This window comes from Bacillus nakamurai, from assembly GCF_001584325.1.
Classification (GTDB): domain Bacteria; phylum Bacillota; class Bacilli; order Bacillales; family Bacillaceae; genus Bacillus; species Bacillus nakamurai.
This window is the reverse complement of sequence record NZ_LSAZ01000013.1, coordinates 72,965-99,718: the sequence shown is the minus strand read 5'-3', so window position 1 is coordinate 99,718 and position 26,754 is coordinate 72,965. Positions and strand designations below refer to the sequence as shown.

Here is a 26,754-nt window from a genome sequence, read left to right as displayed (position 1 = left end):
TTGGCATTGCGTCTCTCTTTTTATTCGTGAAAATTCGTTCCGTCTGTCGTTGCTTTAATCATCCCGGCTCGGATGACGAAATCTCCAAAGTGTTCGCCTTCCTCGCGTTCTTTGGCGTAGCGCGGGAGAATCGTCCGAAGCTCGCTCAGAATCTCTTCTTCGCCTAAATTTTCACGGTACATTTTGCTTAAGCGGCTGCCGTCAAAAGCCGCTCCCAAATACATGTTATATTTTCCGGGCGCCTTGCCGATAAATCCGATTTCACCAAGGGCATGGCGGGCGCAGCCGTTCGGGCATCCCGTCATACGGATGGTGATTTCTTCATCACGGAGCCCGTTTTCATCCATGATTTCTTCAATTTTATCAATCAGCTTCGGCAGATAACGCTCCGCTTCCGCCATTGCGAGTCCGCATGTCGGAAGAGCGACGCAGGCCATTGAGCTGCGGCGCAGGGCGGAATGCTGTCTGCCGTCGGACAAGCCGTATTGTTCAATTAATTCGCTGATTTGTTTCTTTTTCTGGCTTGTGACATTGCCGATAATCAGGTTTTGATTAGACGTAAGGCGGAAATCGCCGGTATGGACTTTGGCAATTTCCCGTAAGCCTGTCATGAGCTTGTAATCTTCGTAGTCTATGACGCGGCCGCCTTCGATAAACATCGTAAAATGCCATTTTCCTTTAACGCCCTTTACCCAGCCGTAACGGTCGCCGTTATGGTCGAAATGATAAGCTTTCGCTTCATCCAAACGCCAGCCGAGGCGGTTTTCCAGCTCGGTTTTTACGTTTTCGAGCCCGAGGCGGTCAACTGTATACTTAAATCTGGCGTTTTTTCTGACGGAGCGGTTTCCGTAATCACGCTGAATCGTAATGACTTTTTCCGCTACATCGTACAGCTGCTCCGGTTTGCAGAATCCGATTACTTTAGAAAGCTGGGGATAAGTGGCCGTATCACCGTGCGTCATTCCCATGCCGCCCCCGATCGCCACATTGAAGCCGATCAGCTTACCCTCTTCCACGATGGCGATAAAGCCCAGGTCTTGAGAAAAAACGTCGACATCATTGGACGGAGGCACGGCAATCCCGATTTTGAATTTCCGCGGCAGATAAAGCGGCCCGTACATCGGCTCTGTTTCTTCCGTTTCCGGCGTACCTGCCACACGCTCTTCATCAAGCCAGATTTCATGATAGGCTCTTGTGCGCGGGAGAAGGTCGTCACTCAGTTTCTTTGACCATTCATATACTTCCGCATGGATCTCAGACTGATACGGGTTTGAAGCGCACATGACGTTTCGGTTGACGTCTCCGCAGGCGGCTATTGTATCTAATAACGCAGCGTTAATTTCCTGAATCGTTTTTTTCATGTTCCATTTTAAAATCCCATGCATCTGGAACGTCTCACGCGTTGTGAGCTTTAACGTGTGATTGCCGTATTTTTGCGACAGTTCATCCATCACAAGCCACTGTGCCGGCGTTGAAACGCCCCCGGGCATACGGACGCGCAGCATGAACTGATAAGCCGGTTCAAGCTTTTGCTTTTGGCGTTCATTGCGGAGATCGCGGTCATCCTGCAAGTAGCTGCCGTGATGCTTCATCAGGCGGTTGTCGTCATCCGGGATGCCGGCTGAAATCCGGTCTAGCATGACTTCCTTCAGTGTGCCGCGTAAATAATCGCTTTTTTCTTTAATTTCCTCAACATCACTCGGAGGGCCTTCCGGCGCTTTTAAAATGTTGTTCACCATGCTGAAAAACTCCTTTCAAACCAAAATCAATATACGTCACGCTGATAGCGTTTTTTCTGCTGCATGTCAGCCAGGAAGCTTTCCGCTTTTTCACGGCTCATGCCGCCTTCTTCCTGAATGATGTCAAGCAGCGCCTGGTGCACGTCATGCGCCATATGCTGTTCGTCTCCGCAGATGTAAACGGCAGCCCCTTGCTGCAGCCATTCAAATAGTTTTTTGCTTTGCTCTTTCATGCGGTGCTGCACATAAACTTTTTCTTCTGCATCACGAGAAAATGCGACATCCATTTTTGTCAGCACACCGTCTTTCAGCCGCTTTTGCCATTCCGTCTGATACAGAAAATCTGTGACGAAGTGCTGGTCTCCGAAAAACAGCCATGTCTTCCCTTGCGCTCCGGACTCTTCACGCTCCTGCATAAATGAACGGAACGGCGCGATGCCTGTCCCCGGTCCCACCATGATAATAGGTGTATCAGGATTTTCCGGAAGCTTGAAGTTTTGGTTGTGCTGAATGTAAATCGGCAGTGTGTCTCCGGGCTGGAGCCTTTCCGCACACAGGATGCTGCACACGCCTTTACGTTCCCGGCCATGCGCATCGTACCGGACTGCTCCGATCGTCAGATGCACTTCTTCCGGATTCGCTTCTAAACTGCTTGCAATCGAGTAAAGGCGGGCCGGCATTTTACGCAGAATGGAAATAAACTCTTCCGCGGATGCTTCCCACGGTCCGAAATCACGGATAAGATCAAGCAGATCACGGCCTTCAAGATAGGCTTTTGCCTGCTCTTCATTTCCTTCCGCCAGCAGCTCACTCAACTTATTGTCAGACGTAAACTGGACAAATTTTTGCAAGAGCGGTTTTGTTAACACTGTGATTTCAAAGTGAGAAGTGAGCGCGTCCTTCAGCGAGCGGACCTCTCCTTGTTTATTCACCGCCACCTCTTGCTCGGGATTCCACTTCAGCTCTTTGAGAAGCTCGTCAACGAGAGCCGGATCATTTTCGGGATAAATGCCGAGGCTGTCTCCCGGCTGATACGTCAGACCCGAGCCTTCAAGAGACAGCTCAAGATGGCGTGTCTCTTTATTTGAGCCGCGTCCGTTCAAATTGATGTTCTCAAGAACCTCCGCCCGAAACGGATTCGTTCTGGAATAAACGGATTCACCGGTCTGCGGCGCTTGAGCCGGAGCTTCGGCTGCGCTGTTTCCCTCTCCTTCGCTCAAACCGCCAATAACGGCATCAAGCCATTCCGAAAATGGTTCATCATAGTCAAGATCACAATCAACCCTCGGCGCAAGCTGCGTGCCGCCGAGTTCTTCAAGGCGCTGATCAAATTCTTTACCGGTTTGGCAGAAGAATTCATAAGAGCTGTCGCCGAGCGCCAATACGGAATAACGGAGAGCATCAAGCTTCGGAGCGCGTCTGCTGTGAAGAAATTCATGAAAAGCCAGCGCGTTATCCGGCGGATCGCCTTCTCCGTGCGTACTCACGACGATCAGTAAATTGTTTATTTTTTTCAGACTATTCGGCTTAAAATCATTCATCGGCGCGACGGTGACTTGGAATCCCCGTTCCTCAAGCGTTTTTACCGTCTGTTTCGCAAGACCTTCCGCATTTCCGGTTTGTGATCCGTATAATACGGTCACTTCTTTGGAGAGCGCAGGGCTTTCAGCCGGGAGCCCTGCGGCAGGTGCCGCGGTGTCGACGGATTCGGTTCGGGCTGCAGCCAGGTAACCGCTCAGCCAGATTTTCTGTGATTCGGTCAAGGTCGGCAGAAGGCGGTTAAGGAGCTCTGCCTGCTCCTGATTAAACGGGCTGTTCATGACCTGAAGTTGCAACGATATCCACCTCACAAGGAATTAAACGTAATGTACGTTATTTCTATAGGAATTGTCAAAATAAGTTCTAATTGAACTTTACCGAAAGTTTGTATGTAAGTAAAATATATAATCATGATGATAATGATTAAGATTTCTAATGATAAAAAGCCCTTTGCGGCAGGCAAAGGACTTACACATATAAATCAGCTGGGACTTCTGTAATGAAGGGTGTCACTTCTCCGAGAGACAGCACGGTCAGATGGTGCATCGCCCGCGTACAGGCTGTATATAAAAGCTTGCGGTCATGATCGCTGCTGTATTGGCGAAAGGAGGCATCATACACAATGACGGCGTCAAACTCAATGCCTTTTGCCAAATAAACCGGAATGACACAAACGCCCTGTTGAAAGGTATGGTTTTCTTTGCTGATCAATCGGATGCTGTTTTTTTCGCTGACGGCACTGTAAAGCCGTTTCGCATCATCTGCTGTTTTACAAATGACGGCGATTGTTCCCAATCCTTTTTGCTGCAGCTCCCGTATCGTATCCGCCAGTTTTTCTTGCTGCGCTTCTGCTGTGTCCGTCCGGCAGACACTCGGTATTTCACCGTTCCGGTTAAACGGCTCAATGTCAGCGCCATCGGCCAGCAGCGCTTTCGTAAACTCGACGATCTGCCTAGTCGATCTGTAGGTCCGCGTCAGACTGATGCGTTCCGCTTCTCCTCCCTGAATACATCCGGCGAGTGAAGAAGGGCCTCTCATCGCATGAGCGTAGATAGACTGGTTTACGTCACCAAGTATCGTCATTCTCGCCGCGGGAAAGATGCTTCGTATATAAGTGAGCTGAAACGGAGAATAATCTTGCGCTTCATCAATGAATATGTGCTTCATTTGTGTATTTTTTCTTTTTCCTTCTATTAAGTCCTGCAAGTAAAGATACGGGGCTGCATCTTCGTACGGAAGCGTCTGCTCTGCAAATGCTTTGCTGCTCAGTGCCCCGATCAGTTGCCATTGATCGGGTTTTTCAAAGGTTCCCCAGTCTGAGAATAACTGAAGATACATCCGTTTGATATCGAGAAAGCCGAGCTGTCTGACCGCCTGCTTAATCGGCTTATAGGCTTTGCTGACAATGATGGCGCAAAGCAGCCGCTGTTCCCGCTGATGGTCGTCAAAGGTATGCTCGCCAAACGCCTCTTTTTTTTGGAGTTTTTGATATACATCAGCATAGTCTTCCTTATCGAGCAGCTCGCTTTCCTGCATCACCCATTCCTTCCGCCGTTCCTTTTTTTCCAGCGCGCTGATTTCAGCAAGAAGCCATTCAGCCGTCAGCTCCGCTCTGTTCGGGATCGGCAGATGATGATCAAGCGAATAAAAATAAGCTTCAATTTGCTCCTTTGGAATCAAGGTTTCTCCGCGAAAGCTGATATGTTTACAAAGGAGGCCGGAAGCAGACAGTGAACTGACATAGCGGTCAATGAGACTTTGAAACGATGATGATGCTTTATAAGCAATTGCAGAAAGCCTCACAGAGAGAGCGGCATTATCTTGCTCTGTCAAACAATATTCGAGCTGCTCATACGGGCTTTCACAATGAAACTTGCGCCCGAGCCGGCGGACGATGTATTCCTGAAAGGTTGCCTGTTCCATGTTTTCTTCTCCCAGCTCGGGCAATACAGCGGATACGTAGCTGTTAAAAAGAATGTTTGGAGAAAACAAAACAATCTGGCGGGCATCAAGCACACCGCGCCCCCGATACAGCAAATAGGCGGCACGCTGAAGCGCTGCGGATGTTTTTCCGCTTCCTGCGGCTCCCTGCACAATCAGATATTTACTTTTTTCATTCCGAATGATTTCATTTTGTTCTTTTTGAATGGTTGACACGATGCTTTTCATTTGCGAGCCGGAATGGTCGCTCAGCACCTCTTGGAGCATTTCATCGCCAATCGTCATATCCGTATTAAACATCGCTTTAAGCGTCCCGTTTTTAATCATAAACTGCCGCTTCAGCGTGATTTCTCCTTCTATTGTTTCTTCCGGCACTTCATAACGGGCTTTTCCCGGGGAATATTGATAGTAGAGTGAGGAAATGGGGGCACGCCAATCGTAAATGAGAAATCGCTCGTCTTTTTCATCCATCAGAGAGGTCAGTCCAATATATATCTGCTCCGATGCAGACTCTCCTTTTTCCGTAAAATCAACACGGCCGAAATAAGGAGATGCCTTCAGCTTTTTGATTCTCTGAAGCTGCTGATATTGATGCCGATGGTTTCGTTCACGTTCTGAGAGCATATCCGCCTGCTGTTTGATGCTTGAAAACGTCTCCGCTTTTTCATGGTCATCCTCCAAATTAACGGTGACATCCTCCCAAAACGTTTTTCTCAGACCGATAATATCCTGCTTCAGTCCGCCGGACGACGATTCAAGCCGATTTTGCTTTTTATCAAGTTCGTCCAGTACGGCATCTATCCTTGCCTGCTCTTCTTTCCACTCTTGATCATGCTTTGCCATCAGCGGCACCTCCGACATAAAAGTTGACAAACAAGCTGACATACTTTAAAATTAAAATTGGATATTAATATATATTATTCAATATTTTAGTCAAATACAATTCATCTTATCATATCAGCCAGGACTTTTTCAAGGAGGGCCTGTTTATACAAAAACCGATTTCCTTTTGGGAAATCGGTTTTTTATTGATCTATATGATAGGAACGATTCGGCAGCCTCCATCTGAATACATAGGAACAGATGCGGCATGCCACAAGCACAAGGAACAGCACATACAAGCCGATGGCATTTCCTGCCCAGCCGAGTCCTACGATTAATCCTCCGAGTGCGGCCCAGACCGCATAAATTTCCGCCTTGAGCACCAGCGGTTTCCTTCCCGCAAGCAAATCACGGATGATGCCGCCCCCGCTGCCTGTCAGCACGGCCGCTGCAACCACCGCACTGAGCGGATGACCCATTTTGACGGCATACAAAGCGCCTTGGATGGCAAACGCGGCAAGCCCGATCGCATCCGATAGGTTCCCCCACTTCTTCCAGTGCCTTAACAAAAGCTTCGGAAACAAAAAGACAATCGTAACTGATGCGAGTGCGATCTGAAAAAACGCGCCCTGCTCCCACAAGGCAGAGATCGGAACACCGATAAGCAGATTTCGGATGGCGCCTCCGCCAAACGCCGTGACAATCCCCAAAATATACACGCCTAAAATATCATACTCCTCTTCCATCGCAACAATCGCTCCGCTGACCGCAAACGCAATGATGCCGATTACACTAAGCAGCTCCCAGGCCATTCCATATGCTCCTTTTTATTTGTTAAATTTTCTGACGACCTTTAGATTTTATAATCGCTTTCCCTTAAAATCAACCTTATTTTTGAAAGATTCTGATCTCTGATAGGCCTCATTCCGTTCCAAAACCGGGACAGCCGTATCCCAAACGGTTGGAGTCCCAGAATATTTTCCTATTTTACACTTTAATGGAAGGTATTTTGCGATTTTCATTGAATTACTTTTCTAACTTAAAGGGGGTATATGAGATAAAAATCAGTTCACTTGTTTTTCCTGTTTTATTGACTGCCGGATTAATCCCCGGCCTGCCATCTGCCGAAAGCCATACACATTCGCACAGCCATGCAGAGCCTGCAAAGACGGTGTATACGGACCCGCTTCCGAAGGCTGATCATTTTAAGGATATAAACGGTCCCGTCCAGATTGAACAGACGGTTGATACGAAAATTTTGGATGAACACGGAAAACAGGTCGGCACAAAACGGTTTAACGCCAATGTCAGCCAAAATAAAGCTTCGACAAAAGCAAGCACAGGCAGCCAAAAGGTAAGAGTGCTCGCTGTGGCGGACGCAGAATACCGGGCCAAATACAGCGACTGGCAAACCAGAATCGTCCAGATTGTGGAGCAGGTCGATGTCGCGTTCAATCGTGATCACAATATTGATTTCGTTGTTCAGGCTGTCCAAGCGTGGAATTCCTCCGGCTCTAACAGTTCTCAAATTTTATCTAATCTCCAAAACAGCTTCAGCAATCAAAATTATCATTTTGTCGTCGGTTTTACCGCAAAATCGAGCTTTGACGCAGGCGGTATTGCGTATGTATATAACGGAAAGCCGAGCGGCCCCGCTTTCAGCGTCAACCTTGACCAAGGAACGGCCAATACCGCAAAAGCGGCTCAGCATGAATTTTCCCATAACTTCGGGCTGCAGCATGACGCCCAAGGAAGCGGCATCCGCTGCGTCATGAACTATGATTACGCGTACTCAGTAGATATTTGGGACAGCTCCCATAACAGACAGATTGAGACAAATAAATCTTGGTATAAGTAATAGAAAAAGAGCCGCTCAAATTGAGCAGGCTCTTTATTTTGAAGTGCGTTCCGTTTTCACAAAACACATACAGATGATAATGAGAATAAATGCCGTAAGGGCTAAGAAAGGAATCGTGATAAAACCGAACCAGTTAATATATTCAGATGAGCAAGGCACGCCGTATACGCAAGGCTTAATGCCGCTGAAACCGGGCACCTTCTGTTCCAGGTAATGCATGGTTGAAATAAACGCACCGATAACGGCCATCGGGAGCACATATTTTTTCACACGCATGTCACCTTGGAAGGTGGCGATTCCCAAGATCAGGACAAGCGGGTACATCAATATCCTCTGGTACCAGCACAGCTCGCATGGAATAAACTTTCTGATCTCGCTGAAATAAAGGCTGCCGAGCATGGCAGCAAGAGCGATAACCCAAGAAGCATATAAAAATACGATTCTATTTTTCATTTTTCAGCTCTTTCTTAATCGTTTTTGAGATTTCATCATAATTAGAGAATGTTTTAATCACCTTATCATTCACGTAAATCGTCGGTGTAGCCGTAATGTTTAATTTATCATTCAGGTCAGTGTCAGCTTTAAGCTCTTTTGCGAAGGTCTCTTTATCGAGGTTTTCTTTCAGCTTCTCAGGATCAACCTTTTTTGCGGTGCTTTTCACCGTTTTTTCAAGAAGCGCAGGCGTGACCCATTCCTGTTCGCTAGACGGCTGCTCCTCAAACAGCTTCTCATGAAATGCCCAGAATGATTTCGGATCTTCTTTCCAGACCTCTTCTGAAGCAAGAGCGGCCAGACGGGAGCCCGTTCCGTGGAACATCACGTTCACAAATGAAAATTTGACGTCGCCTTTGTCAATAAAGTCCTTTTTGATTTTCGGAAAAATATCGCTGTTAACTATTTTACAGGAAGGACACTTGTAATCTCCGAATTCCACTACCGTGACCGGAGCGCTTTCCTTGCCGAGCACTGGCTGGCCTTTAATGGAAGGCTGGCTGGCGACCGTTTCGCCCGCTTTTTCTGTTTGATTATTCATAATCACGATGGCCGCAAATAAAACGACAACGATCAACGTCAGGATCACCGCAAATTTCGCAGACGTTTGTTTCTTTTTCACTCAGACACCTCATTGTTTTTAAAATAAAAAAGAAGCGGATGCCGGATGGCCCGCTTCTCTATTTTACCAAGACAACCTTCGGGAGCAAACCCTGAAAAACGAATTATCTTTGACATTTATCCGATTTTCACTCTCATGACGCGCATGGCGTTGGCAACGGCAATAAGCGTGACGCCGACATCAGAAAAGACCGCTTCCCACATCGTAGCGAATCCGAGCGCGCCGAGCAGGAGAAAAATGATTTTTACGCCTAACGCAAAGCCGATGTTCTGCCAGACGATTCGGCGGGTGCGGCGTGCAATCCGGATGGCTTCTGCTGTTTTTGACGGCTGGTCTGTCATCAGGACCACATCAGCTGCTTCCACAGCGGCATCCGAACCGAGAGCGCCCATGGCAACCCCGATATCAGCTCTGGCAAGCACAGGCGTATCATTAATCCCGTCGCCGACGAACATCAGTTTTTCATTCGGCGAAAGCTTCGCTTCCAGTTCTTCAATACGCTGCACCTTATCCTCTGGCAGCAGCTCGGCATATACGTCATCGATGCCTAACGCTCTGCCGACGGCCTCTCCGGTCTGTTTTGAGTCGCCTGTCAGCATCATCGTCCGTTTGACGCCGAGTGCTTTTAAGGAAGCGATGGCCTGTTTGGCATCCTCCTTGATTTCATCAGCGATCACGATGGCTCCGGCATACTGCTGATCAATGGCTATATAGACAACCGTTCCGGCGTCTTCACCCTTGCTGAAGGCGATCTGTTCTTTTTCCATGAGCTTTTTATTCCCAGCCAAAATCGTTGATCCGCCAGCTTTTGCCCGAATACCGTGTCCGGGAATTTCTTCATAATCGTCTATTTTTTCAGCAGCCAGCGGTTTCCCGTAAGCTTCGCGAATGGATGCTGCGATCGGGTGGTTGGAATGGATTTCTGCAAGTGCCGCCGAATAAAGCAGCCGGTCTTTTGTGAAACCTTCCGCCGGTTTGATGTCAGTAACGGCAAAATTGCCTTTTGTTAAGGTTCCCGTTTTATCAAAAACCGCGTAAGCCACCTGATTAAGCGCTTCTAAATAGTTGCTGCCTTTCACAAGCACCCCCGCTTTTGACGCGGCTCCGATACCGCCGAAAAAGCCGAGCGGGATGGAGACGACGAGCGCGCACGGACAAGAAATCACAAGAAAAATCAGCGCCCGATACACCCAGTCGGAAAGCGCGGCGGATGGGACGAGAAGCGGCGGCAAAAAGGCGAGAAGCACCGCAACAATGACGACTGCCGGCGTATAATATTTGGCAAATTTCGTGATGAAGTTTTCCGTTTTTGCTTTCCGGCTGCCCGCATTTTCAACAAGATCTAATATTTTCGATACGGCAGAGTCTTCATACCCTTTTGACGTCTCAATGTGCAAAACGCCGTTTTGGTTCATGAAACCGGCCATCACATCTTGTCCGGGCGCCGCTTTTTTCGGTACGGATTCTCCGGTCAAGGCGGATGTATCAACCATTGATGATCCGCTCAGCACCTTTCCGTCTAACGGAATGCGTTCTCCCGGATTGACGACAATGACCTGTCCTGCCTTTACTTCCTGCGGAGAAACCGCCGTAATGCCTTCTTCTGTTTTCAAATTTGCGTACTCAGGACGAATGTCCAATAGCGCGCTGATTGATTTTCTGGATCGGTTGACTGCCGCTCCCTGAAACAGTTCGCCGATTTGGTAAAACAGCATGACCGCGACGCCTTCCGGGTACTGATGAATGATAAAAGCGCCGATTGTGGCAAGCGCCATCAGAAAATGCTCATCAAACACCTGGCCCCGCACAATATTTTTGGCCGCTCTGGCCGCGATATCACCGCCGATGATCAAATAAGATGCGAAAAAGAGCAGAAATTCAAGGACGGCCCCCGCGTGAACGAAATAAGCAATTGCCGCCAAAATGGCGCCTGCGGCCAGCCTCGCCATCATCATCCGCAATTTTTTGAGGTATACATCGCCGCCTGTTTTTTTATCATGTTTCGAACGGACGGTTACGTGCGGATCAATGGTTTTTACTTTTTTCGCAACTTCGTCTTTCATCCATTGTTCGTCTTTGCCGCCGGCTGAAACCGTGATGGTGCTCGCCGCAAAATTGACATCACACCCGTCAACGCCGTCAATGGACTTTACGCCGTTTTCAATTTTTTTCGCACAGTTGCTGCAATCCAGTCCGTCTAACACAAATTCCCGTTTGGCTGCTTTCATTTTGACTCACCTTACCTTCCGTAACAGGATTCCCAAAACACGAATGTAAGTAAACAAATTATATATATGATCACATATTCATATATTAGATACATTTATTATATGCCGGTTTTGAATAAAGTGTCAATAAAAAAGACAAAACCGGCATCAGCCGACTTTGCCTTTTTTCACCTTTTGTAAACGCAATGCGTTGAGGACCACCGATACTGAACTGAAAGCCATTGCCGCGCCCGCAACCCACGGGGCTAAAAAGCCGGCTGCGGCAATCGGAATGCCGATGCTGTTGTAGCCCAAAGCCCAGCCTAAATTCTGTTTAATATTTCTCATAGTCAGACGGCTCATGCCGATGGCGTCTGCGATGCCATTCAGGTCTCCGCGGATCAGCGTGATATCCGCAGTCTCCATTGCAATGTCAGCCCCCGTGCCGATAGCCATGCCGATATCAGCCGTCGCCAGTGCCGGAGCATCGTTAATACCGTCGCCGACCATGGCCACGAGCCTGCCTTCTTGCTGCAGCCGGGAAATTTCTTCAGCCTTTTGTTCAGGAAGCACTTCAGCAATCACAGCGGTGATGCCGGCTTCTTTTGCGATGGCTTCCGCTGTTTTCTTGTTGTCTCCGGTCATCATAATGACATCAAGACCCATGTCCGTCAGGCGTTTCACCGCAGCTTTTGACGTATCTTTTATTGTATCGGCGACAGCGATAAGCCCTGCTGCTTTTCCGTCCGCGGCTGCAAGCATGACCGTTTTCCCCTCCGCTTCAAGCTCAGACATTTGAGAAAGAAGCGCTTCATGTTCGATGTTTTCACTTTCCATCAGCCTTCTTGACCCGACGAGAATCGTTTTGCCTTCCGCTTCGGCTTGTATGCCGGAACCGACGCGGGCTTCGAAACGGGTCAGTTTCGGAATGGTGACGCCCCGTTTTCTCACACCGGATACGATTGCTTCGCCGAGCGGATGCTCCGAGCCTGTTTCAGCAGCAGCCGCAAACCTCAGCAGATCCTCTTCTTTCACGCCGGCTGCGGGAACGGCGTCTGTCAAAACCGGTTTGCCGTTTGTAACGGTTCCCGTTTTATCAAGCACGATCGTCGTCAGCCGCTGTGTTTTTTCTAAATGTTCTCCGCCTTTAAACAGAATGCCGAATTCAGCCGCCCGGCCTGATCCCGCCATAATGCTCGTCGGCGTGGCAAGTCCGAGGGCGCACGGGCAGGCGATGACGAGAACCGCGATGAACTTGCCGATCGCTTCAGAAAACTGTCCCGGCGCCGCCCATATATACCAAATGAGAAAGGTCAGCACGGCAACGCCTAACACAATCGGGACAAAGATGCCGGATATGTGATCCGCGAGCCGCTGAATCGGCGCTTTTGATCCTTGTGCTTCCTCCACAATTTTAATAATGTGAGAGAGGGCCGTATCCTTTCCGACATTGACTGCCCTGATCTTGAGAAAGCCGTTTGCGTTAATCGTTGCGCCGATTACGGTGCTCCCCGGAGATTTATCAACGGGCAGGCTTTCTCCGGTGATCATAGATTCATCAATCGCTGAATGTCCTTCGATGACCTCACCGTCTACAGGCACGCGCTCTCCCGGTTTCACATATACGATGTCACCGGTGCGGACCTCTTCGATCGGAATCACCTGTTCCCGGCCGTCCCGCACAACCGCGGCCGTCTTCGCCTGAAGCTTCATTAATTTTTTAATCGCTTCTGATGAGCGCCCCTTCGCCTTCGTTTCTAAAAGTTTCCCCAACAAAATCAAAGTCAGCAGAATCGCGCTCGTTTCATAATAAAGCCCCTCAGCATGACCGTTTCGGCCGAGGCCGGTGATAGTCAGATAAAGGCTGTAAACATATGCCGCCGTCGTGCCGAGCGCAACAAGGACATCCATATTGGCGCTTTTATTTTTGAGGGCTTTGTACGCTCCTGTGTAAAAAGGCCATCCGATGATGAGCTGTACCGGTGTGGCGAGTGCGAATTGCATCCATGGGTTCATCAGGATGTCAGGCATCCAGATAAAGGACGTAAATGAAAAGTGGCTAACCATCGACCATAAGAGGGGAAATGAGAGAACGGCGGAAAATATCAGCCTGATCAGCTGTTTTCGCTGTTCCTTTTGCTTGCGGCTTTCGGCTGAACTTTCCTCGTCATCTCCCATTTCTTCTAAACGGTAGCCGAGTTTTGCGACTGTGTCTTTTAAGTCTGCGGCTGTAACGGCTTTTGGATTGTATTCAACGGTTACTGTTTCCAAAGCGAAGTTAACCGGCGCGCTGTCGACCCCCTCTAGTTTATTCAGCCGCTTTTCAATCCGATTGGCACAGGCGGCGCAGGTCATCCCTTCAATCTGAAAATCCGTTTTTTCTGTGACGACGTGATATCCGAGTTTCTCAATTTTTTCTTTAATCGCTTCAGATTCGATTTTGTCAGGGTCATAGGAAATGTTTGACGTCTCAAGCGCCAGATTGACGGAGGCGTCAGTAACCCCGTCCATACGTTTCAGACCTTTTTCAATTCTTGCTGCACAGGCGGCGCAAGTCATGCCTGCCACTTGAATCGTCATCTCTTTATGTTCTTTCAATGCACTCACCTCTCATTAAACCCCCATGGGGTATGTAAAACGATAAAAGAAAACCGCGCCCGTGTCCCAAGCGCGATAAGGCATTACACGACATCATAGCCCTGATCTTCAATAGCGTCTTTTATATCTGATACGGAGACTTGTTTTTCATCAAACGTAACGTCAACCTGTCCGGCTTCAAGATGCACCTGAACCGCGGTGACTCCGTTCAGCTCTCCGACGCTCGTTTCCACGGCTTTTACACAGTGCTGGCAGGACATGCCTTCTACTTGTAACGTTTTTTGTTCCATGATGCTTCCCTCCACATATAATTTTCACATTCAGTTTACCATACCCCTGTAGGGTATTTCAAAACGTTTTGTTTAGGATTTCGCAAATTTTTTTATCACATCCAGCAGCTCGGTAATGGCGTGCTCCCCGTTTCCGCTCTTAATCGCATCTGATACGCAGTGATGAGTGTGGTCTTCTAACAGATGAAGAGCGACCTTTTGCATGGCTGCCTGTACGGCCGAAATCTGAACGAGAATATCCACGCAGTACCGCTCATTCTCTACCATGTTCTGAATGCCTCTCACCTGGCCTTCAATCCGTTTCAGCCGGTTTTTAATCTGTTCTTTTTCCTTTGAACTTTTATGATTTAACGATTGATGCTCCGTATGCTTGTCCATTCATCCACCTCTATTTCTCATAATCATTCTCATTATACAAGTTCAGAAAACTGATGTAAAAATAATTCACCTCACAGGTTTTACCAGCCGGCACATAGGGTATAAAACGTTTATCTGTTATGAAGAGGGGGAGAATCATTGAATACAATACAGGTCGGCCTATTAGGGTACGGTTTGTCAGGTTTCGTCTTTCATGCTCCGCTGTTAGACGTTCTTGAGGACTACCATATTAAAAAAGTCATGACATCCAGAACGAATGAGGTGAAACGGGATCTGCCCGGGGCTGATGCCGTACGCACGATAGAAGAGATTACCGGCGACCCTGACATCGGCCTCGTCATCGTCACTACACCGAGCGGAATGCATTATGAATCAGCGATGAAATGTCTCCTGGCGGGAAAACATGTCGTTGTGGAAAAACCGATGACGGCCACGGCCGCTGAAGCTGAAGAGCTGAAGAAAACGGCTGAAGACAAAGGGGTCCTATTGAGTGTGTATCATAACCGCCGCTGGGACAATGACTTTTTAACGATTCAAAAGCTTATTCAAGACGGATCGCTTAAGGACATTCATACATCCGGAAGTACGGGAAAAATGGCGGAAAAAAAGCGGAGCTGCCACAGGCACGCTGTATGATCTCGGTTCGCATATCATCGACCAGGCCCTCTGCCTCTTCGGCATGCCGCAAGCTGTCACGGCACATGTGATGAAACAGCGGGAGAACAGCGAAACAACCGACTGCTTTCATGTCACATTGCATTACAGCAAGCTTCATGCCGTTCTTCACTCCGGCTCTATGAATGCGGCAAGCGGTCCCCGCTACCAAATTCACGGGAAGCATTCAAGCTTTATCAAATACGGGACGGACAAGAGGACGCGCTGCTTGCGGGCAAAAAACCGGTTGATGACAGCTGGGGCGCAGACGATCCCGACTATTTCGGAAAGCTGACAATCGCAGAGGGTAATAAGAGAAATACAGACACAATTCCCTCGCTGCACGGTTCATACCTTACGTATTATAAGCATTTAGCAGACAGCATTCAGAAAGAAAAACCGCTTCCCGTTACGGCTGAGGAAGGCATTCAAGTCATTCGCATCATTGAAGCCGCAATGAAAAGCGATGAACAAAAACGGACAGTTATACTGGAATCTTAAATCAAAAACCTCCCCGCCGTATAAAGCAGGGAGGTTTTTATCGGGATCAGAAGGATTTTCCGGCTTCTTTCGCGCGGGCAATCGCATCTTCTTTAATTTGCTGCGCTTTATCCGGCTCAGCATTATGGCCTTCCACGATTAATCCGTCGAAAGAAGGAACCCCGAAGAAGTTCATCATGATGCCGATGTAGCGGTGGCCCATTTCCATATCAGCCGCCGGGCCTTCAGAGTAATAGCCTCCGCGCGCTTGAATGTGCAGCGCTTTTTTATCAGTCAGAAGGCCGATCGGTCCTTGTTCTGTGTATTTGAATGATTTTCCTGCTACTGCTACAGAATCAAGATACGCTTTCATCACAGGCGGGAATGAGAAGTTCCAAAGCGGTGTGACAAACACGTATTTATCAGCTGACGCGAATTGATCGCTCAATTCATTAAGACGGCCGACTTTCGCTTTTTCCGTTTCAGAAAGCTCTTCAAAACCAGTGCCTGATCGAAGTTTGCCCCAGCCGCTGAATACGTCCGCATCAATGTGAGGAATGTTTTCTTTATACAGGTCGATATGTACAACCTCGTCATTCGGGTTTGACTCTTTATAAGATTCGATAAACGCTTTTCCGGTTGCCATGCTGTAAGATGTTGCTTCATCGTGAGGGTGAGCAGTGATATAAAGTATTTTTGCCATAGTATAACAGCCCTTTCGTTTTCAGATTACACACACATTTATTATGAAATATGAATGTTTTTTTATACTATTCAACTCTGTAATAATTATAGTTACAAAAAAATCATTTAGCAACTATAATATCTCGAAATTAGTGTATTTTTTTAAAAAAGACGGACGGCTTACCGTTTATAGGCCGTCCGCAATCCGTTGTAAAGCACGGATAATTCCCCGCTGATCCTTGGATATGCCTGTAACGTCGGCACTTCCGTCAGCGGGCTGTGTTTGTTTCAAAGCGGCTTCCGCCATGCTATCAAATAATGCCGCAACTCGCCGCACTTCTTTCTGATCGATGGCGGGGCGGCGGTTATACTTGTAAGCCGACAGCAGGGAATAGCCTAAATGCTCCGCCCCGGCAATGGCTGGCCATAACACATCTGAATGGCTTTTCGGGTACTCGCCGAGCGCCTTATCATACTCATCTCTCAGCTGAATCAGGCTGACCCTCAAGCGGTGCACATCAAACGGTTTCTTTCCGGTGTCAGGCATTAATAAAATCTGCAAAAATTCACCTTCCCGGCGGATGACGCCGCTTAACAGCTCCGGCAGCCTTTTTGAAGAAAAGCGCCGCCACAAAAGCATCGTACCCGCCAGTCCGATTAAACTGCCCAATATGACATCCGTCAGCCTTGCCGTCATAAAATAAACGATGCTCTCGTTTGCATGCATACTTTCGGCAATCAATAACGCGTTCGCTGTCAAAAAGAGCACGGCAAAGACGTAATTGCGGACGATAAACAGCTCAAGCAGGCATTGGAGAACGGCCACACATAACGCAATATAAACGCCCTCCGGCCTGCCGTACAAAACAGCCGCCGCAATGATGACGCCGATAATGGTGTCGGCCGAACGCTGAATCGCCCTGTGCAAGGTGAACAAAACCGTTGTTCCGAGCATAACCGCCGATGCTGAAAGAGGAATCCAATACGAGCAGTGAAACCCAAGGCCTCCCGCAAACAATGACGCAACCATCAGAACGATTCCGTATTTTAGCGCCCTGATGAAAACCGGGGAATCCCAGCTTAAAGCGTTTCGCAGAAAGAGAAACGGTGATCGGAGACGGATCTGTTCTGTTTTTTGGTCCGGCTCACCTGATGCGGCATTGAGCACTTCCTGCAGCTGCGCATACAGCTTTTTCTGTGCTTTTGTCACCGATCCGGACGGTATCGGCGTCTCCATCTTTACGGCCACGGCGCATTCAGAAGCTTCTATACCCGCGGGGGTTTCCGTATATATGGACAGAAATCGAAAGCCTAAACCTCTTCATCCCTATTATCGGATAGAAAAATGGCTGACGGGAAGTACGCACTTTTTAGTGCCTGTCAGTTTTCCCATCTGACGGCTGTTCTATCCTAATGAAAAATTCATCATCCAATTCTTCCTCAGCCTTTTTTAATATCCTTAATACATCATCAGCATCCGAACCTAAATACATTTGACTGGTCTCAAAATGTCTCCAAACCAAAGTCAGCGGCAGTTCCATCCAGCCTGTAAGGCAATCCCATAATGCATTCAAATTTTCACCATAATAGTCCGGGAAATCTAACTTATCTTTTAATATGCGGTGTAAAGCTTCTATGCTTGTAAAATCTTTACCGTCTATAATTACTTCTATCATTAAAACCGCCCTCCATTATTTTATTTTATGAAATGTTTTATAGTGATCAGTTGATTTGTAAATCAAACCATCATTCGAAAAAAGCAGCCTGTCATTTCCCCTATACCCTTTAGTATAGTTTATATCCGCTTCATACCATACTCTATTTTTCGCTGAAGGTAAAGGGTTTCCCTCGTTCATAAATATATCTCCACCAAGACTTTTTCCCGGTGCTACATCTGCTAAATTTCCCTTTTTTCTTACCCAACCCAATTTTTTCGCTTCTGCTTTTGTTATGTAGTTATTTGGCAATTTACCGTGTTTAGAAACAAAATCAGCCACTTCATTGAAGCTATTTAGTACTTTATTAGCTTTAACACTGTTCTCAACATATTTTGATGTTTTGTTAGCCTTTGATACGGTGCCCGCTAATTTCCCTGGAAGCTTAGTTAAATCTCCCCCTACTATACTTAATGCAGCTACTGTTCTATCAAATGCGGAAAGATCATTTTGAGTAATGAGATCTTTACCTGATATGGCTTCGCTCCCCCCTTTAATATTCGATAAAATTGGAATAAGGTCAGCAGTAACAGAGAACACGCTTTTTGCATTTTTTAGGTTACCTGCATCATAATGAGAGATATTGTTTATATTAACTTCTATTTTCTTTATATTTTTTTGAGAATTCTCCAATTCCTTTGTTTTTTTATTTAGTTTATTTAATTTTGTAGTCGTTAAACCATCTGAAGAATAATAATGGTAATTATAAATCACTTTAGTTTTACCTATAGCATCCAAGTTTTTATCTAGCTTATCAAGTGAATTATTCACATGTTTCATACTTTTGGATACTTGCGTAACTCCAGAATTAATCTGATCAACTGATTTGGTCATTTGCTTTATATTAGAATCAATAGCTTTAAGATTTGCATTTGTCTCGTCTGCTGCTTTATTCAGACCGACAAGTGCATGGTTCATTTGATCATAACCACGATTACACTGATCCATGGCTCTTTGCATATCATCTAAGTCCCTATTCATTTCGTCTACTTTTTTATTCATGTCATCCAGGTTTTTAACCCATCCGTCCATGGCTTTATTCATTTCGTTAAGATTTTTTACTTCTCCATCAAGAATAACATTAATTTCATCCATAGCTTTATTACATTGATCTAATGCAGCAACTATTTCATCAATATCGTTACCAATTTCCTTCAAAGTCCGCACAAGAATTTTATAATCATCTACTGCTTTTTGCACTACTGGGATAACCTTAGTTCTTATTAATTTTTTTGCACTTTTAATTTCGCTGTCAATAATTTTTTTGACTGCTTTCTTTTTGGTTTCTACCCATTTTGTTTGTTTAGACTTGTCTAATTTGTGATACTCTTCCTGAAGCTTTAAAAGCGTATTTAAAGCTTTGTCTAAATCAGTAAGATCCTTCTTGTTTATTTCATTTGAAGCAGCAATTGCTTTTTCAGGCTTTATGTAATTCGGTAAATTAATCATTGAAAACATGAAAATAATTAGAATAGCAATTAAGATTTTTTTCACCATTAGTTCCTCCAATTTATTCTTTAGCTTATTACATGCTCAATTCAATGTGCCAAATCATCCCTCCCTCTCATATATTTTTATAAATTTTAAATAATTCCCTTAATAGGTATAACACATAAATATAGTTTTATCAACCTATAAAAATTCCTTATTTTATATTAATATTTAATAAAATAAGGGATTTTCATTTACTTCTATCCTTAAATAAATAACATAAGCAATATGTATTTTAAGTTTGAGTAACCTCACTTAGAAAAGAATTTTAGTTTAAATTAAGGAATATTCTGAATAAATAGTGTATTAGGGCGTTTTAAAAACAGGTTGGCTATTGTCTTTGTTCTGGCTTTAGGTATCTCAGCTGTCACCGGCTCAAACATCGCCACAGAATAAGTACCAAGACAAAAGAGAAGCTGAACTTCTGGCTATTGCCCTTGTACGAAGCATCAATTTACCACCAAGAAAATAGCAGATATACGTTTAATGTAGAAAGGCAATCGCGGCAGGAGTTCCTTTGATTGATATTGTTCAAATGAAAAATTTCCTTAAATCCCTTTCACCTGCTTAAGCGAAAAATGCAACAAATGGGTGCTGTCAAAGATAGAAGAAAGCTTCAAATCTTATTTTTTGGGCTATAGTGATTAGAGGCTGCAGGCCTTGGATAGCTGGCGAATCACTGGTCATGGATGAATATGGGTTCTTATAGGGAGACTATAACAGTGTCACAAAATATGTTTGCATGATGACATTTCTGGGTTACAAACGGATTATGTTGGAGTATTAAACTTGAACAATGTGTAGGGTCGTTTCATAAACTGGCTGGTTATACTCTTCGCGATTTAATAATCAAATTAGTAAGAAAAGCTGTCATTAGCTCAAGGAGTAATTAAAAAAGGGGATATACGCGGATTTACAATGTTAAGGCAAAAAACCTTAAATCAATTCGGTGTTTCTCAATGCTACTTGTACACTCTTTACGATCAACTGCTATTGATGAATCATAATTGCCAACAAAAAAATAGCAGGCCGTGTTAAAAGGCGGCCAAAACGGCCGCCCATGTTTTGGGAATCCCCCTCCGGCACAACTCGTTGCTGCTTACTTGATCACGAAGTCACCATACTCGTCTGATGAAACCTTAATCGGCCCGTTCAGATTATAGTTGTTCGCCTTTGCGATAGAGCGAAGCACATCCACTCGGGCAACTGATTCTCTCCATTCATCACGTGTATCAGAATTTGATGGATTCATCAGGTCGTCATAGCGTACATCCAAGAATTTAGTTAACCATTTCTTCTCATCTGCTCCATCTTTAGGAGAGCCGCCCGCTTTTTTGTTTGTGCGTTTGATCAATGCATACAAGGAGTCCGGGTCGTCACCATCGCCATGCTGGATAATTGTATCGTACATCACAGCTTTCGCCAGTGCCGTTTTCAGTCCGATATTATCTGACCGTTTCATGGCAGGCTGATAATACAAGCTGTCGTTTACAGCGTCTTGAGCAGCGCGGAAGTCCTTATCGTTTCCAAGCGAGCGCCACGCAGAATCAAATCCCTTGAGATTGCTTATATTACCGCTTTCTTTTTCTGCCAGGCGGCGCAATTCAGGCAGGTACTTTTTCAGTTTGTTATCCGGTACTGCCTTTGTATACACTTCCACTACTTCCAGTGCATCCCCGGTAGCGGTTGTAAAGACGGCCCGGCCGCAAGTATAGCCTCTTCCATCAGGCAAATGTTCCACATATCCATATTGAATTTCTGTCTTGCCGTTTTCAAAAATACTGGTCAGCTGCTCCGCTCGACGCTTCTGATCCTTGTCCAGCCCCGCTGCAAAAACCGTTTCGTTCATCATCAGGGTAAAAATCACGGCCAGAATAAGTGAAGAAATTGCTGCCCTTCTCCATGAAACTACTTTTGCCTTCAAACGGACTCTCATTCTATTACCCCTTTCAACATAAGATAACTACTGGTTTAGTATACAATAAGGTGCTGTTCTTTTGTTAAAATAAATATTTTTTGTCATTATTTTCTATAATAGATGTCGGTCCGGATTAAAAGGTTTTGCGTTTCAATTTCTGTCCATATATAAAGGAAATCCTTGACTATGACCGGGAGGGATACATGATGCAGCAGCTGAAAGGGATGTAACCAGCTACTAAAACAAAACTGAATTCATTCCGCTGCTAAGGTATTCAATTTCGGCTTCGTAACCTATTCTATTTTAATGAGAAACCTATTCCCCAATTCTTCTTGTGCCTCTTGAAATATCTCTAATACATCATCGGCATCTGCACCTACATACATTTTACTGAACTCAAAATCCATAGGAGTGCGGGAGTCTAACTTATCTTTCAATGATGAAAAGCTTCTATCTTTTTAAAATCTTTTCTGTCTATAATGACTTCTTTCATGAAGCGCATTCTCCTTTTTTTGTTTCACAAAAACGCAGTGCCGTCACATTGACATTTAAACCATAAAAATAGGGATTTGGAATGCAAAAAAAGCGTACCTTTCAGCAAAAAGCCAAAGAGTACGCTTTTGTGTGCAGTATTTTTCTTTTCTTAGCTGGTAATGCGTAGGACTGTTACGGTAGTTGTTTGCTTATACTTAACGGATCACTTTTATGTTTTTTCCATTTTAAATTATTGATTGAGTGTTACCTGCGATCCAAAAAGGAGCTTAACGTTTGATTCATTTATTGTCTCAATCGATTAATCATTTAATCCCTTTCCATTGAGAATGTGCTGTACATATTTTTCAACCCTTGACTCTCGCGTTTTGGATTGTTTGGCTTTAGAAAAATATAGAATATATGCTCTTTGCCGACCGGGCGTCAACGCTTCAAACGCAGTTTTCAAGGCGGGGATTTCATCGAATTTATTTTGAAGTTCTTCAGGAATTGTGAATTCTGTTTCCTTTTTAAAATTCACTTTCAGACCGGCTTTTTCAACTTTAACGGCTTCATCAATATAGGCTTTCAAGATGGTTTCCATTTCAGCTATTTCTTGAACATTGGTGAACCGAATCTGGCGCGCCGCCTGTACATTCTCTGTTTGTTGGATTAGAATTCCATGCGGATCCTGTAACAAGACCCCTTTGGGAAACAGAAGCGCACAATATTCTTTAAATCCATGTATTAAAACGATGTTTTTTTTCTCAAACGTGTAACAAGGATGCATCCACTTAAATTCTTCGGTCAGCTCACAGTCAAGAACAATATTTCTCAACTTCTCATATTCTTCCTTCCACTTTGTGGCTTTACTTATATATTCATCAACCTTAGGATTCGTACTGCTATTTGTCATCAAGGAACACCCCTCTTCAATTTCTCGATCATCTGACAGTTAAGGATATTCGTACTCAATTTCTCCAACTATTTATAATGAAACATTAATTGTTATCGTGTCAAGCAGATCTGGCCTGGAAAGTTTTAGTCGCTAATCTGCCCTTTCAGTTAAAGAAAATCAACAATATTTGTTTAACAGAACCAATAAGTAAGAACAGGCCCCGAAAGATAGTATCTATAAAAAGCTTATAAGCATGGGGGCTATAACTCCTTGCTCTAATAACTTCATAAGATTCCAAAACTTATTGATCATCATTTCCTAAAATATATTTAATACACATTAATGCATAATATTCGCTCGACAAATTGCATTCATTTCATATAAATCATTGCAAAAAATAAAGCATAAACTGTCCTTTTGGACAATTTATGCTTTATTTTAGCCACAGACTACACTGTGGTTTGGCGTTATGTATGGAGACGGTGGGAGTCGAACCCACGTCCAGAAACATCGATTACTTAAGCGTCTACGAGCGTAGCCTGCATATTTAGTGTTTCACTCGTCTTCGTGCCTGCGGGCGGGCCTTCCGAGAGCTAGTCTGTCAGTCTCTTCTTACGTTCTCAGACGGGAACGCAAGCGTAGCCTACTTGGATGTGCTCTTCACGGACACATAGGCAATGTCAGGAAGAGCTCGCTGCGTTTATTAGGCAGCTAGTGCTAAGTTTTGGTTAAAACTTTTAGTTTTGCCAGTTATATTTAGGTGCGTGTTAACGAGATCGCCTCTCGGCTCGCAGCTCAAGCTCGATCCATCCCTGTCGAATCCGTAACGTCCCCTTGTAAAGGGTATACGGGAGATATATCAAGCTCTTGCTCACTGGCTGTACTCTTATTATATCATGGTCACAGACAAATTCAATTGGGAATTACTTCAAAAAAAAAACCGCCTGTGAACTTGATGTGTGAACAGTATAGCATAAGGCTGATCATCACATCAAGCTGTATGCATCAGAAGCCTTTTTGTCTGTCTCTGAACGCTCTTTCAATTTCCCGCTTGGCGTCTTTGCGTTTTAAGTCTTCACGTTTATCGTATGTTTTTTTGCCTTTTCCGAGGCCGATCAATACTTTGGCAAAGCCATTTTTCAAGTACAGCTTTAACGGCACGAGGGAATAGCCCTTTTCTTTTGTCAGCCCGATCAGCTTATTGATTTCTTTCCGGTGCATCAAAAGCTTTCTCGTCCGCAGCGGGTCATGGTTGTAGCGGTTTCCCTGCTCGTACGGGCTGATGTGCATGTTGTGCAGAAACACTTCGCCGTGTTCGATTTTTGCGAAGGAATCCTTCATGTTTACGCGGCCGGCGCGGATGGACTTAATCTCCGTTCCTTGCAGCACGATGCCTGTTTCATAGGTTTCTTCTATAAAATAATCGTGGTTCGCTTTTTTGTTTTGCGATAATACTTTGCCTGATCCTTTTGGCATGCCTTGCCCTCCTCTCTCCAAAAAACCGTTCGTATGTGCGATACGCTCTATTTTAGCAAAAGGAACGCGTAACGACAATGAATATGCGGCTTGCGAAAGAAAGCAAACAGAGCATTTTGCCCTATTTGCTTTCTCTGTTACTTCTTCTTTTTGCGCTTTTGCTTCGGCGCGTTTTGGAAGCCGCGTTTCTTCTTTTTCTTTTTCGGCTTTGTAAACCATTCCCCTTTTTCTTCTGATGGCGGCGGGGAAGCAGGTGTATTGCTGTTTAATACACGTTTTCGCGCCGGTCTGCCGCGTTTTCTGCGGTCGCCTGTTGTTTCTCTCGGACGGCGGGTGCCTTTCATGCCGACAATTTCAAAGTCGATGTTTCTTTCGTCTTTATTGACGTCAACGACTTTGACCGTAATTTCATCTCCGATGCGGTAAACGTTGCCCGTGCGTTCGCCGATCATAGCGAAGTGCTGCTCGTCAAAACGGTAATAATCATCCGTCATGAAGCTGACATGCACAAGCCCTTCAATTGTATTCGGCAGCTCGACGAACATCCCGAAGTTGGTAACGGAGCTGATCATGCCGTCAAATTCTTCTCCGATCTTATCAAGCATATATTCCGCTTTTTTCAGATCGTCCGTTTCCCGTTCGGCATCTACGGCGCGCCGTTCCATCGTTGACGTATGGTCAGCGATTTCCGACAGGCGCTCGGCCCACTTTTCTCTCGTTGCTTCGTCCGTTTTCCCGTTGATTAAATACGTTCTGATCAATCTGTGAACGATTAAATCAGGGTAGCGGCGGATCGGCGATGTGAAGTGAGTGTAGAATTCAGTTGCCAGCCCGAAATGCCCCAGGCTTTGCGGATCATATTTCGCCTGCTTCATGGAACGCAGCATAACCGTTGAAATGACCGTTTCTTCCGGACGGTCCCGCACTTCGTCGAGAATGCTTTGCAATGCGCGCGGATGAATATCTCCGGCTTTTCCCTTTACGATGTAACCGAATGTCGTCACAAATTCCAAAAACTTTTGGAGCTTTTCGGCGTTCGGCTCTTCGTGAATCCGGTAAATAAACGGAACGTTCATCCAATGGAAATGCTCGGCCACCGTTTCGTTTGCGACAAGCATAAATTCTTCAATCAGCTTTTCAGCGACGGAACGCTCTCTGATCACGACGTCTTTTACGGCGCCTTCATCATCGACGAGCACTTTCGCTTCTTTAAAATCGAAGTCAACGGCCCCGCGGTTCATCCGCTTGGCCCGGAGAATTTCAGCCAGACGCTCCATGTCTTTAAACATCGGAACAAGCGGCTCATATCTTTCTTTCAGCTCGGCGTCGTCTTCGGTGAGAATCTGATTGACATCTGAATATGTCATTCTTTCCGCCGTTTTGATCACGCTTTGGAAAATCTCATGCTCTGTCACTTGCCCCTGCTGATTGATGGTCATTTCGCAGGAAAGCGTCAGGCGGTCGACTTTAGGATTTAAAGAGCAGATCCCGTTTGACAGTCTGTGCGGAATCATCGGAATAACCCTGTCGACTAAATATACGCTTGTGCCTCTTTCCAGCGCTTCTTGATCAATCGGCGAGTTCTCTGTGACGTAATGGCTGACGTCGGCGATATGGACACCGAGTTTGTAACTGCCGTTATCAAGCTTTGTCACGGTGACGGCGTCATCCAAATCCTTCGCGTCCGCGCCGTCGATGGTGACGATGACTTGGTCTCGTAAATCACGGCGGTCTTTTATGTCCTTTTCATCAATGGTGTCCGGCGTATTTGTTGCCTGCTCCATCGCTTCAGCCGGAAAATCTCCCGGCAGACCGTGCTTATGGATAATTGATAAAATATCAATGCCCGGATCATTTTTATGTCCGAGAATCTCAACGATTTCTCCCTCGGCGTTCATCCGGCCTTCCGGATAGCTTGTCAGCTTCACCACGACTTTATGGCCTTCCGCCGCGCCGTTTTTGGCGTGTTTCGGGATAAAGATATCACTCGTGATTTTTTTATCATCCGGGATGACAAAGCCGAAGCTTTTTGTTTCTGTGTATGTGCCGACGACGCGGTCAATGCTTCTTTCTAAAATGCGGATGACCGTTCCTTCCTGTCTCGAACCGCTTGACTGAGAATTCAGCCGCACCATGACAATATCGCCGTTCATGGCCGTATTCAGCTCAGTCGGCGGGATAAACACGTCGCTTAAAGCGGTATCCTCCGGCAGCAGAAAAGCAAAACCCTTCGCATGCGCCGAAATTTTTCCTTTTATTAAATTCATTTTTTCCGGAAGCCCGTAGCGGTTGCTCCGCGTGCGCACGATTTGGCCTGTCTCCTCGAGCGCCACTAAAGCTTTCACCAGCTCTTTAAAATCCTCCGCTTCCGTAATATTCATCATCTCCTCAAGCTCTTGAACGGTAAGGGGCTTGTACGCCTCTTCCTTCATGAACGAGACAAGGCGGTCCATAAACGCTTCTTTTTCCATTATCCGACCT

The 26,754-nt window shown here is 45.8% G+C and carries 18 protein-coding genes, 1 other RNA gene and 2 pseudogenes; 2 read left to right on the top strand and 19 right to left on the bottom strand.

The annotated features are described in order from the left end of the window. Positions 1–20 precede the first annotated feature (20 nt). From cysI to AXI59_RS08010, 4 genes are all read right to left on the bottom strand, one after another. Entirely contained in the window at positions 21–1,739 is a 1,719-nt protein-coding gene (gene cysI / locus AXI59_RS08025) for an assimilatory sulfite reductase (NADPH) hemoprotein subunit (protein ID WP_061527874.1), read from the bottom strand. A gap of 26 nt (positions 1,740–1,765) precedes the next feature. Further along, positions 1,766–3,574, bottom strand: a complete 1,809-nt coding sequence (locus tag AXI59_RS08020; protein ID WP_061527873.1) for an assimilatory sulfite reductase (NADPH) flavoprotein subunit — start codon at positions 3,572–3,574, stop codon at positions 1,766–1,768. Positions 3,575–3,746: 172 nt separating this feature from the next. Then, positions 3,747–6,062, bottom strand: coding sequence for an RNA polymerase recycling motor HelD (helD, locus tag AXI59_RS08015; RefSeq protein ID WP_061527872.1), 2,316 nt, complete (start codon positions 6,060–6,062; stop codon positions 3,747–3,749). Positions 6,063–6,244: 182 nt separating this feature from the next. Further along, positions 6,245–6,853, bottom strand: a complete 609-nt coding sequence (locus AXI59_RS08010) for a trimeric intracellular cation channel family protein (RefSeq protein ID WP_061527871.1) — start codon at positions 6,851–6,853, stop codon at positions 6,245–6,247. A 245-nt stretch (positions 6,854–7,098) separates the two neighbouring features. Between AXI59_RS08010 and AXI59_RS08005 the strand changes: the two genes are divergently transcribed. Beyond that, positions 7,099–7,899: a zinc-dependent metalloprotease gene (locus AXI59_RS08005; protein WP_061527920.1), complete on the top strand. Its 801-nt coding sequence runs from the start codon at positions 7,099–7,101 to the stop codon at positions 7,897–7,899. Positions 7,900–7,932: 33 nt separating this feature from the next. Here AXI59_RS08005 and AXI59_RS08000 read toward each other — a convergent pair whose 3' ends face one another. From AXI59_RS08000 to csoR, 6 genes are all read right to left on the bottom strand, one after another. Continuing rightward, the gene (locus tag AXI59_RS08000; RefSeq protein WP_061522107.1) at positions 7,933–8,352 is read right to left on the bottom strand and encodes a disulfide oxidoreductase; all 420 of its coding nucleotides are present in this window, start codon (positions 8,350–8,352) and stop codon (positions 7,933–7,935) included. Beyond that, positions 8,342–9,013 (bottom strand): DsbA family protein, encoded by a 672-nt coding sequence (locus AXI59_RS07995; RefSeq protein ID WP_061527870.1) that lies wholly within the window; start codon positions 9,011–9,013, stop codon positions 8,342–8,344. Before AXI59_RS07995 ends, AXI59_RS08000 begins: the two co-directional genes overlap by 11 nt. Positions 9,014–9,129: 116 nt before the next feature. Then, positions 9,130–11,241 (bottom strand): heavy metal translocating P-type ATPase, encoded by a 2,112-nt coding sequence (locus AXI59_RS07990; RefSeq protein ID WP_061527869.1) that lies wholly within the window; start codon positions 11,239–11,241, stop codon positions 9,130–9,132. Positions 11,242–11,388: 147 nt separating this feature from the next. After that, complete coding sequence (gene copA, locus AXI59_RS07985; protein WP_061527868.1) at positions 11,389–13,818, bottom strand: copper-exporting P-type ATPase CopA; 2,430 nt, start codon at positions 13,816–13,818, stop codon at positions 11,389–11,391. A gap of 83 nt (positions 13,819–13,901) precedes the next feature. Then, positions 13,902–14,108, bottom strand: coding sequence for a copper chaperone CopZ (gene copZ / locus AXI59_RS07980; RefSeq protein ID WP_061521587.1), 207 nt, complete (start codon positions 14,106–14,108; stop codon positions 13,902–13,904). Positions 14,109–14,180: 72 nt separating this feature from the next. Then, the gene (gene csoR, locus AXI59_RS07975; RefSeq protein ID WP_061521588.1) at positions 14,181–14,486 is read right to left on the bottom strand and encodes a copper-sensing transcriptional repressor CsoR; all 306 of its coding nucleotides are present in this window, start codon (positions 14,484–14,486) and stop codon (positions 14,181–14,183) included. Between the two features lie 138 nt (positions 14,487–14,624). On the opposite strand from csoR, the pseudogene AXI59_RS07970 reads away from it, so the two are divergent. After that, positions 14,625–15,641: pseudogene (locus AXI59_RS07970) on the top strand (Gfo/Idh/MocA family oxidoreductase). Positions 15,642–15,687: 46 nt separating this feature from the next. Here AXI59_RS07970 and azoRB read toward each other — a convergent pair. The 9 genes and pseudogenes from azoRB to rnr all read right to left on the bottom strand — a co-directional run bounded on the left by azoRB (position 15,688) and on the right by rnr (position 26,744). Beyond that, the gene (gene azoRB, locus AXI59_RS07965; RefSeq protein WP_061527867.1) at positions 15,688–16,323 is read right to left on the bottom strand and encodes an FMN-dependent NADH-azoreductase AzoRB; all 636 of its coding nucleotides are present in this window, start codon (positions 16,321–16,323) and stop codon (positions 15,688–15,690) included. Between the two features lie 161 nt (positions 16,324–16,484). Beyond that, positions 16,485–17,511 (bottom strand): annotated as a pseudogene (locus AXI59_RS07960) (FUSC family protein); the annotation flags it as partial. 163 nt (positions 17,512–17,674) lie between these two features. After that, positions 17,675–17,980 carry a barstar family protein gene (locus AXI59_RS07955; protein WP_061527865.1) on the bottom strand — a complete coding sequence of 102 codons (306 nt, stop codon included), beginning with the start codon at positions 17,978–17,980 and terminating at the stop codon, positions 17,675–17,677. A gap of 15 nt (positions 17,981–17,995) precedes the next feature. Further along, positions 17,996–19,516 carry a pre-toxin TG domain-containing protein gene (locus AXI59_RS19735; protein ID WP_156476242.1) on the bottom strand — a complete coding sequence of 507 codons (1,521 nt, stop codon included), beginning with the start codon at positions 19,514–19,516 and terminating at the stop codon, positions 17,996–17,998. Positions 19,517–20,609: 1,093 nt separating this feature from the next. Continuing rightward, complete coding sequence (csn, locus tag AXI59_RS07945) at positions 20,610–21,446, bottom strand: chitosanase (protein WP_061527864.1); 837 nt, start codon at positions 21,444–21,446, stop codon at positions 20,610–20,612. Between the two features lie 775 nt (positions 21,447–22,221). Next, the gene (locus tag AXI59_RS07940; RefSeq protein ID WP_061527863.1) at positions 22,222–22,815 is read right to left on the bottom strand and encodes a YdeI/OmpD-associated family protein; all 594 of its coding nucleotides are present in this window, start codon (positions 22,813–22,815) and stop codon (positions 22,222–22,224) included. A gap of 453 nt (positions 22,816–23,268) precedes the next feature. Then, positions 23,269–23,631: a transfer-messenger RNA gene (gene ssrA / locus AXI59_RS07935) on the bottom strand. Between the two features lie 171 nt (positions 23,632–23,802). Further along, complete coding sequence (smpB, locus tag AXI59_RS07930; RefSeq protein ID WP_061527918.1) at positions 23,803–24,273, bottom strand: SsrA-binding protein; 471 nt, start codon at positions 24,271–24,273, stop codon at positions 23,803–23,805. A gap of 137 nt (positions 24,274–24,410) precedes the next feature. Then, complete coding sequence (gene rnr / locus AXI59_RS07925) at positions 24,411–26,744, bottom strand: ribonuclease R (RefSeq protein ID WP_061527862.1); 2,334 nt, start codon at positions 26,742–26,744, stop codon at positions 24,411–24,413. Between the last annotated feature and the right edge of the window lie 10 nt (positions 26,745–26,754).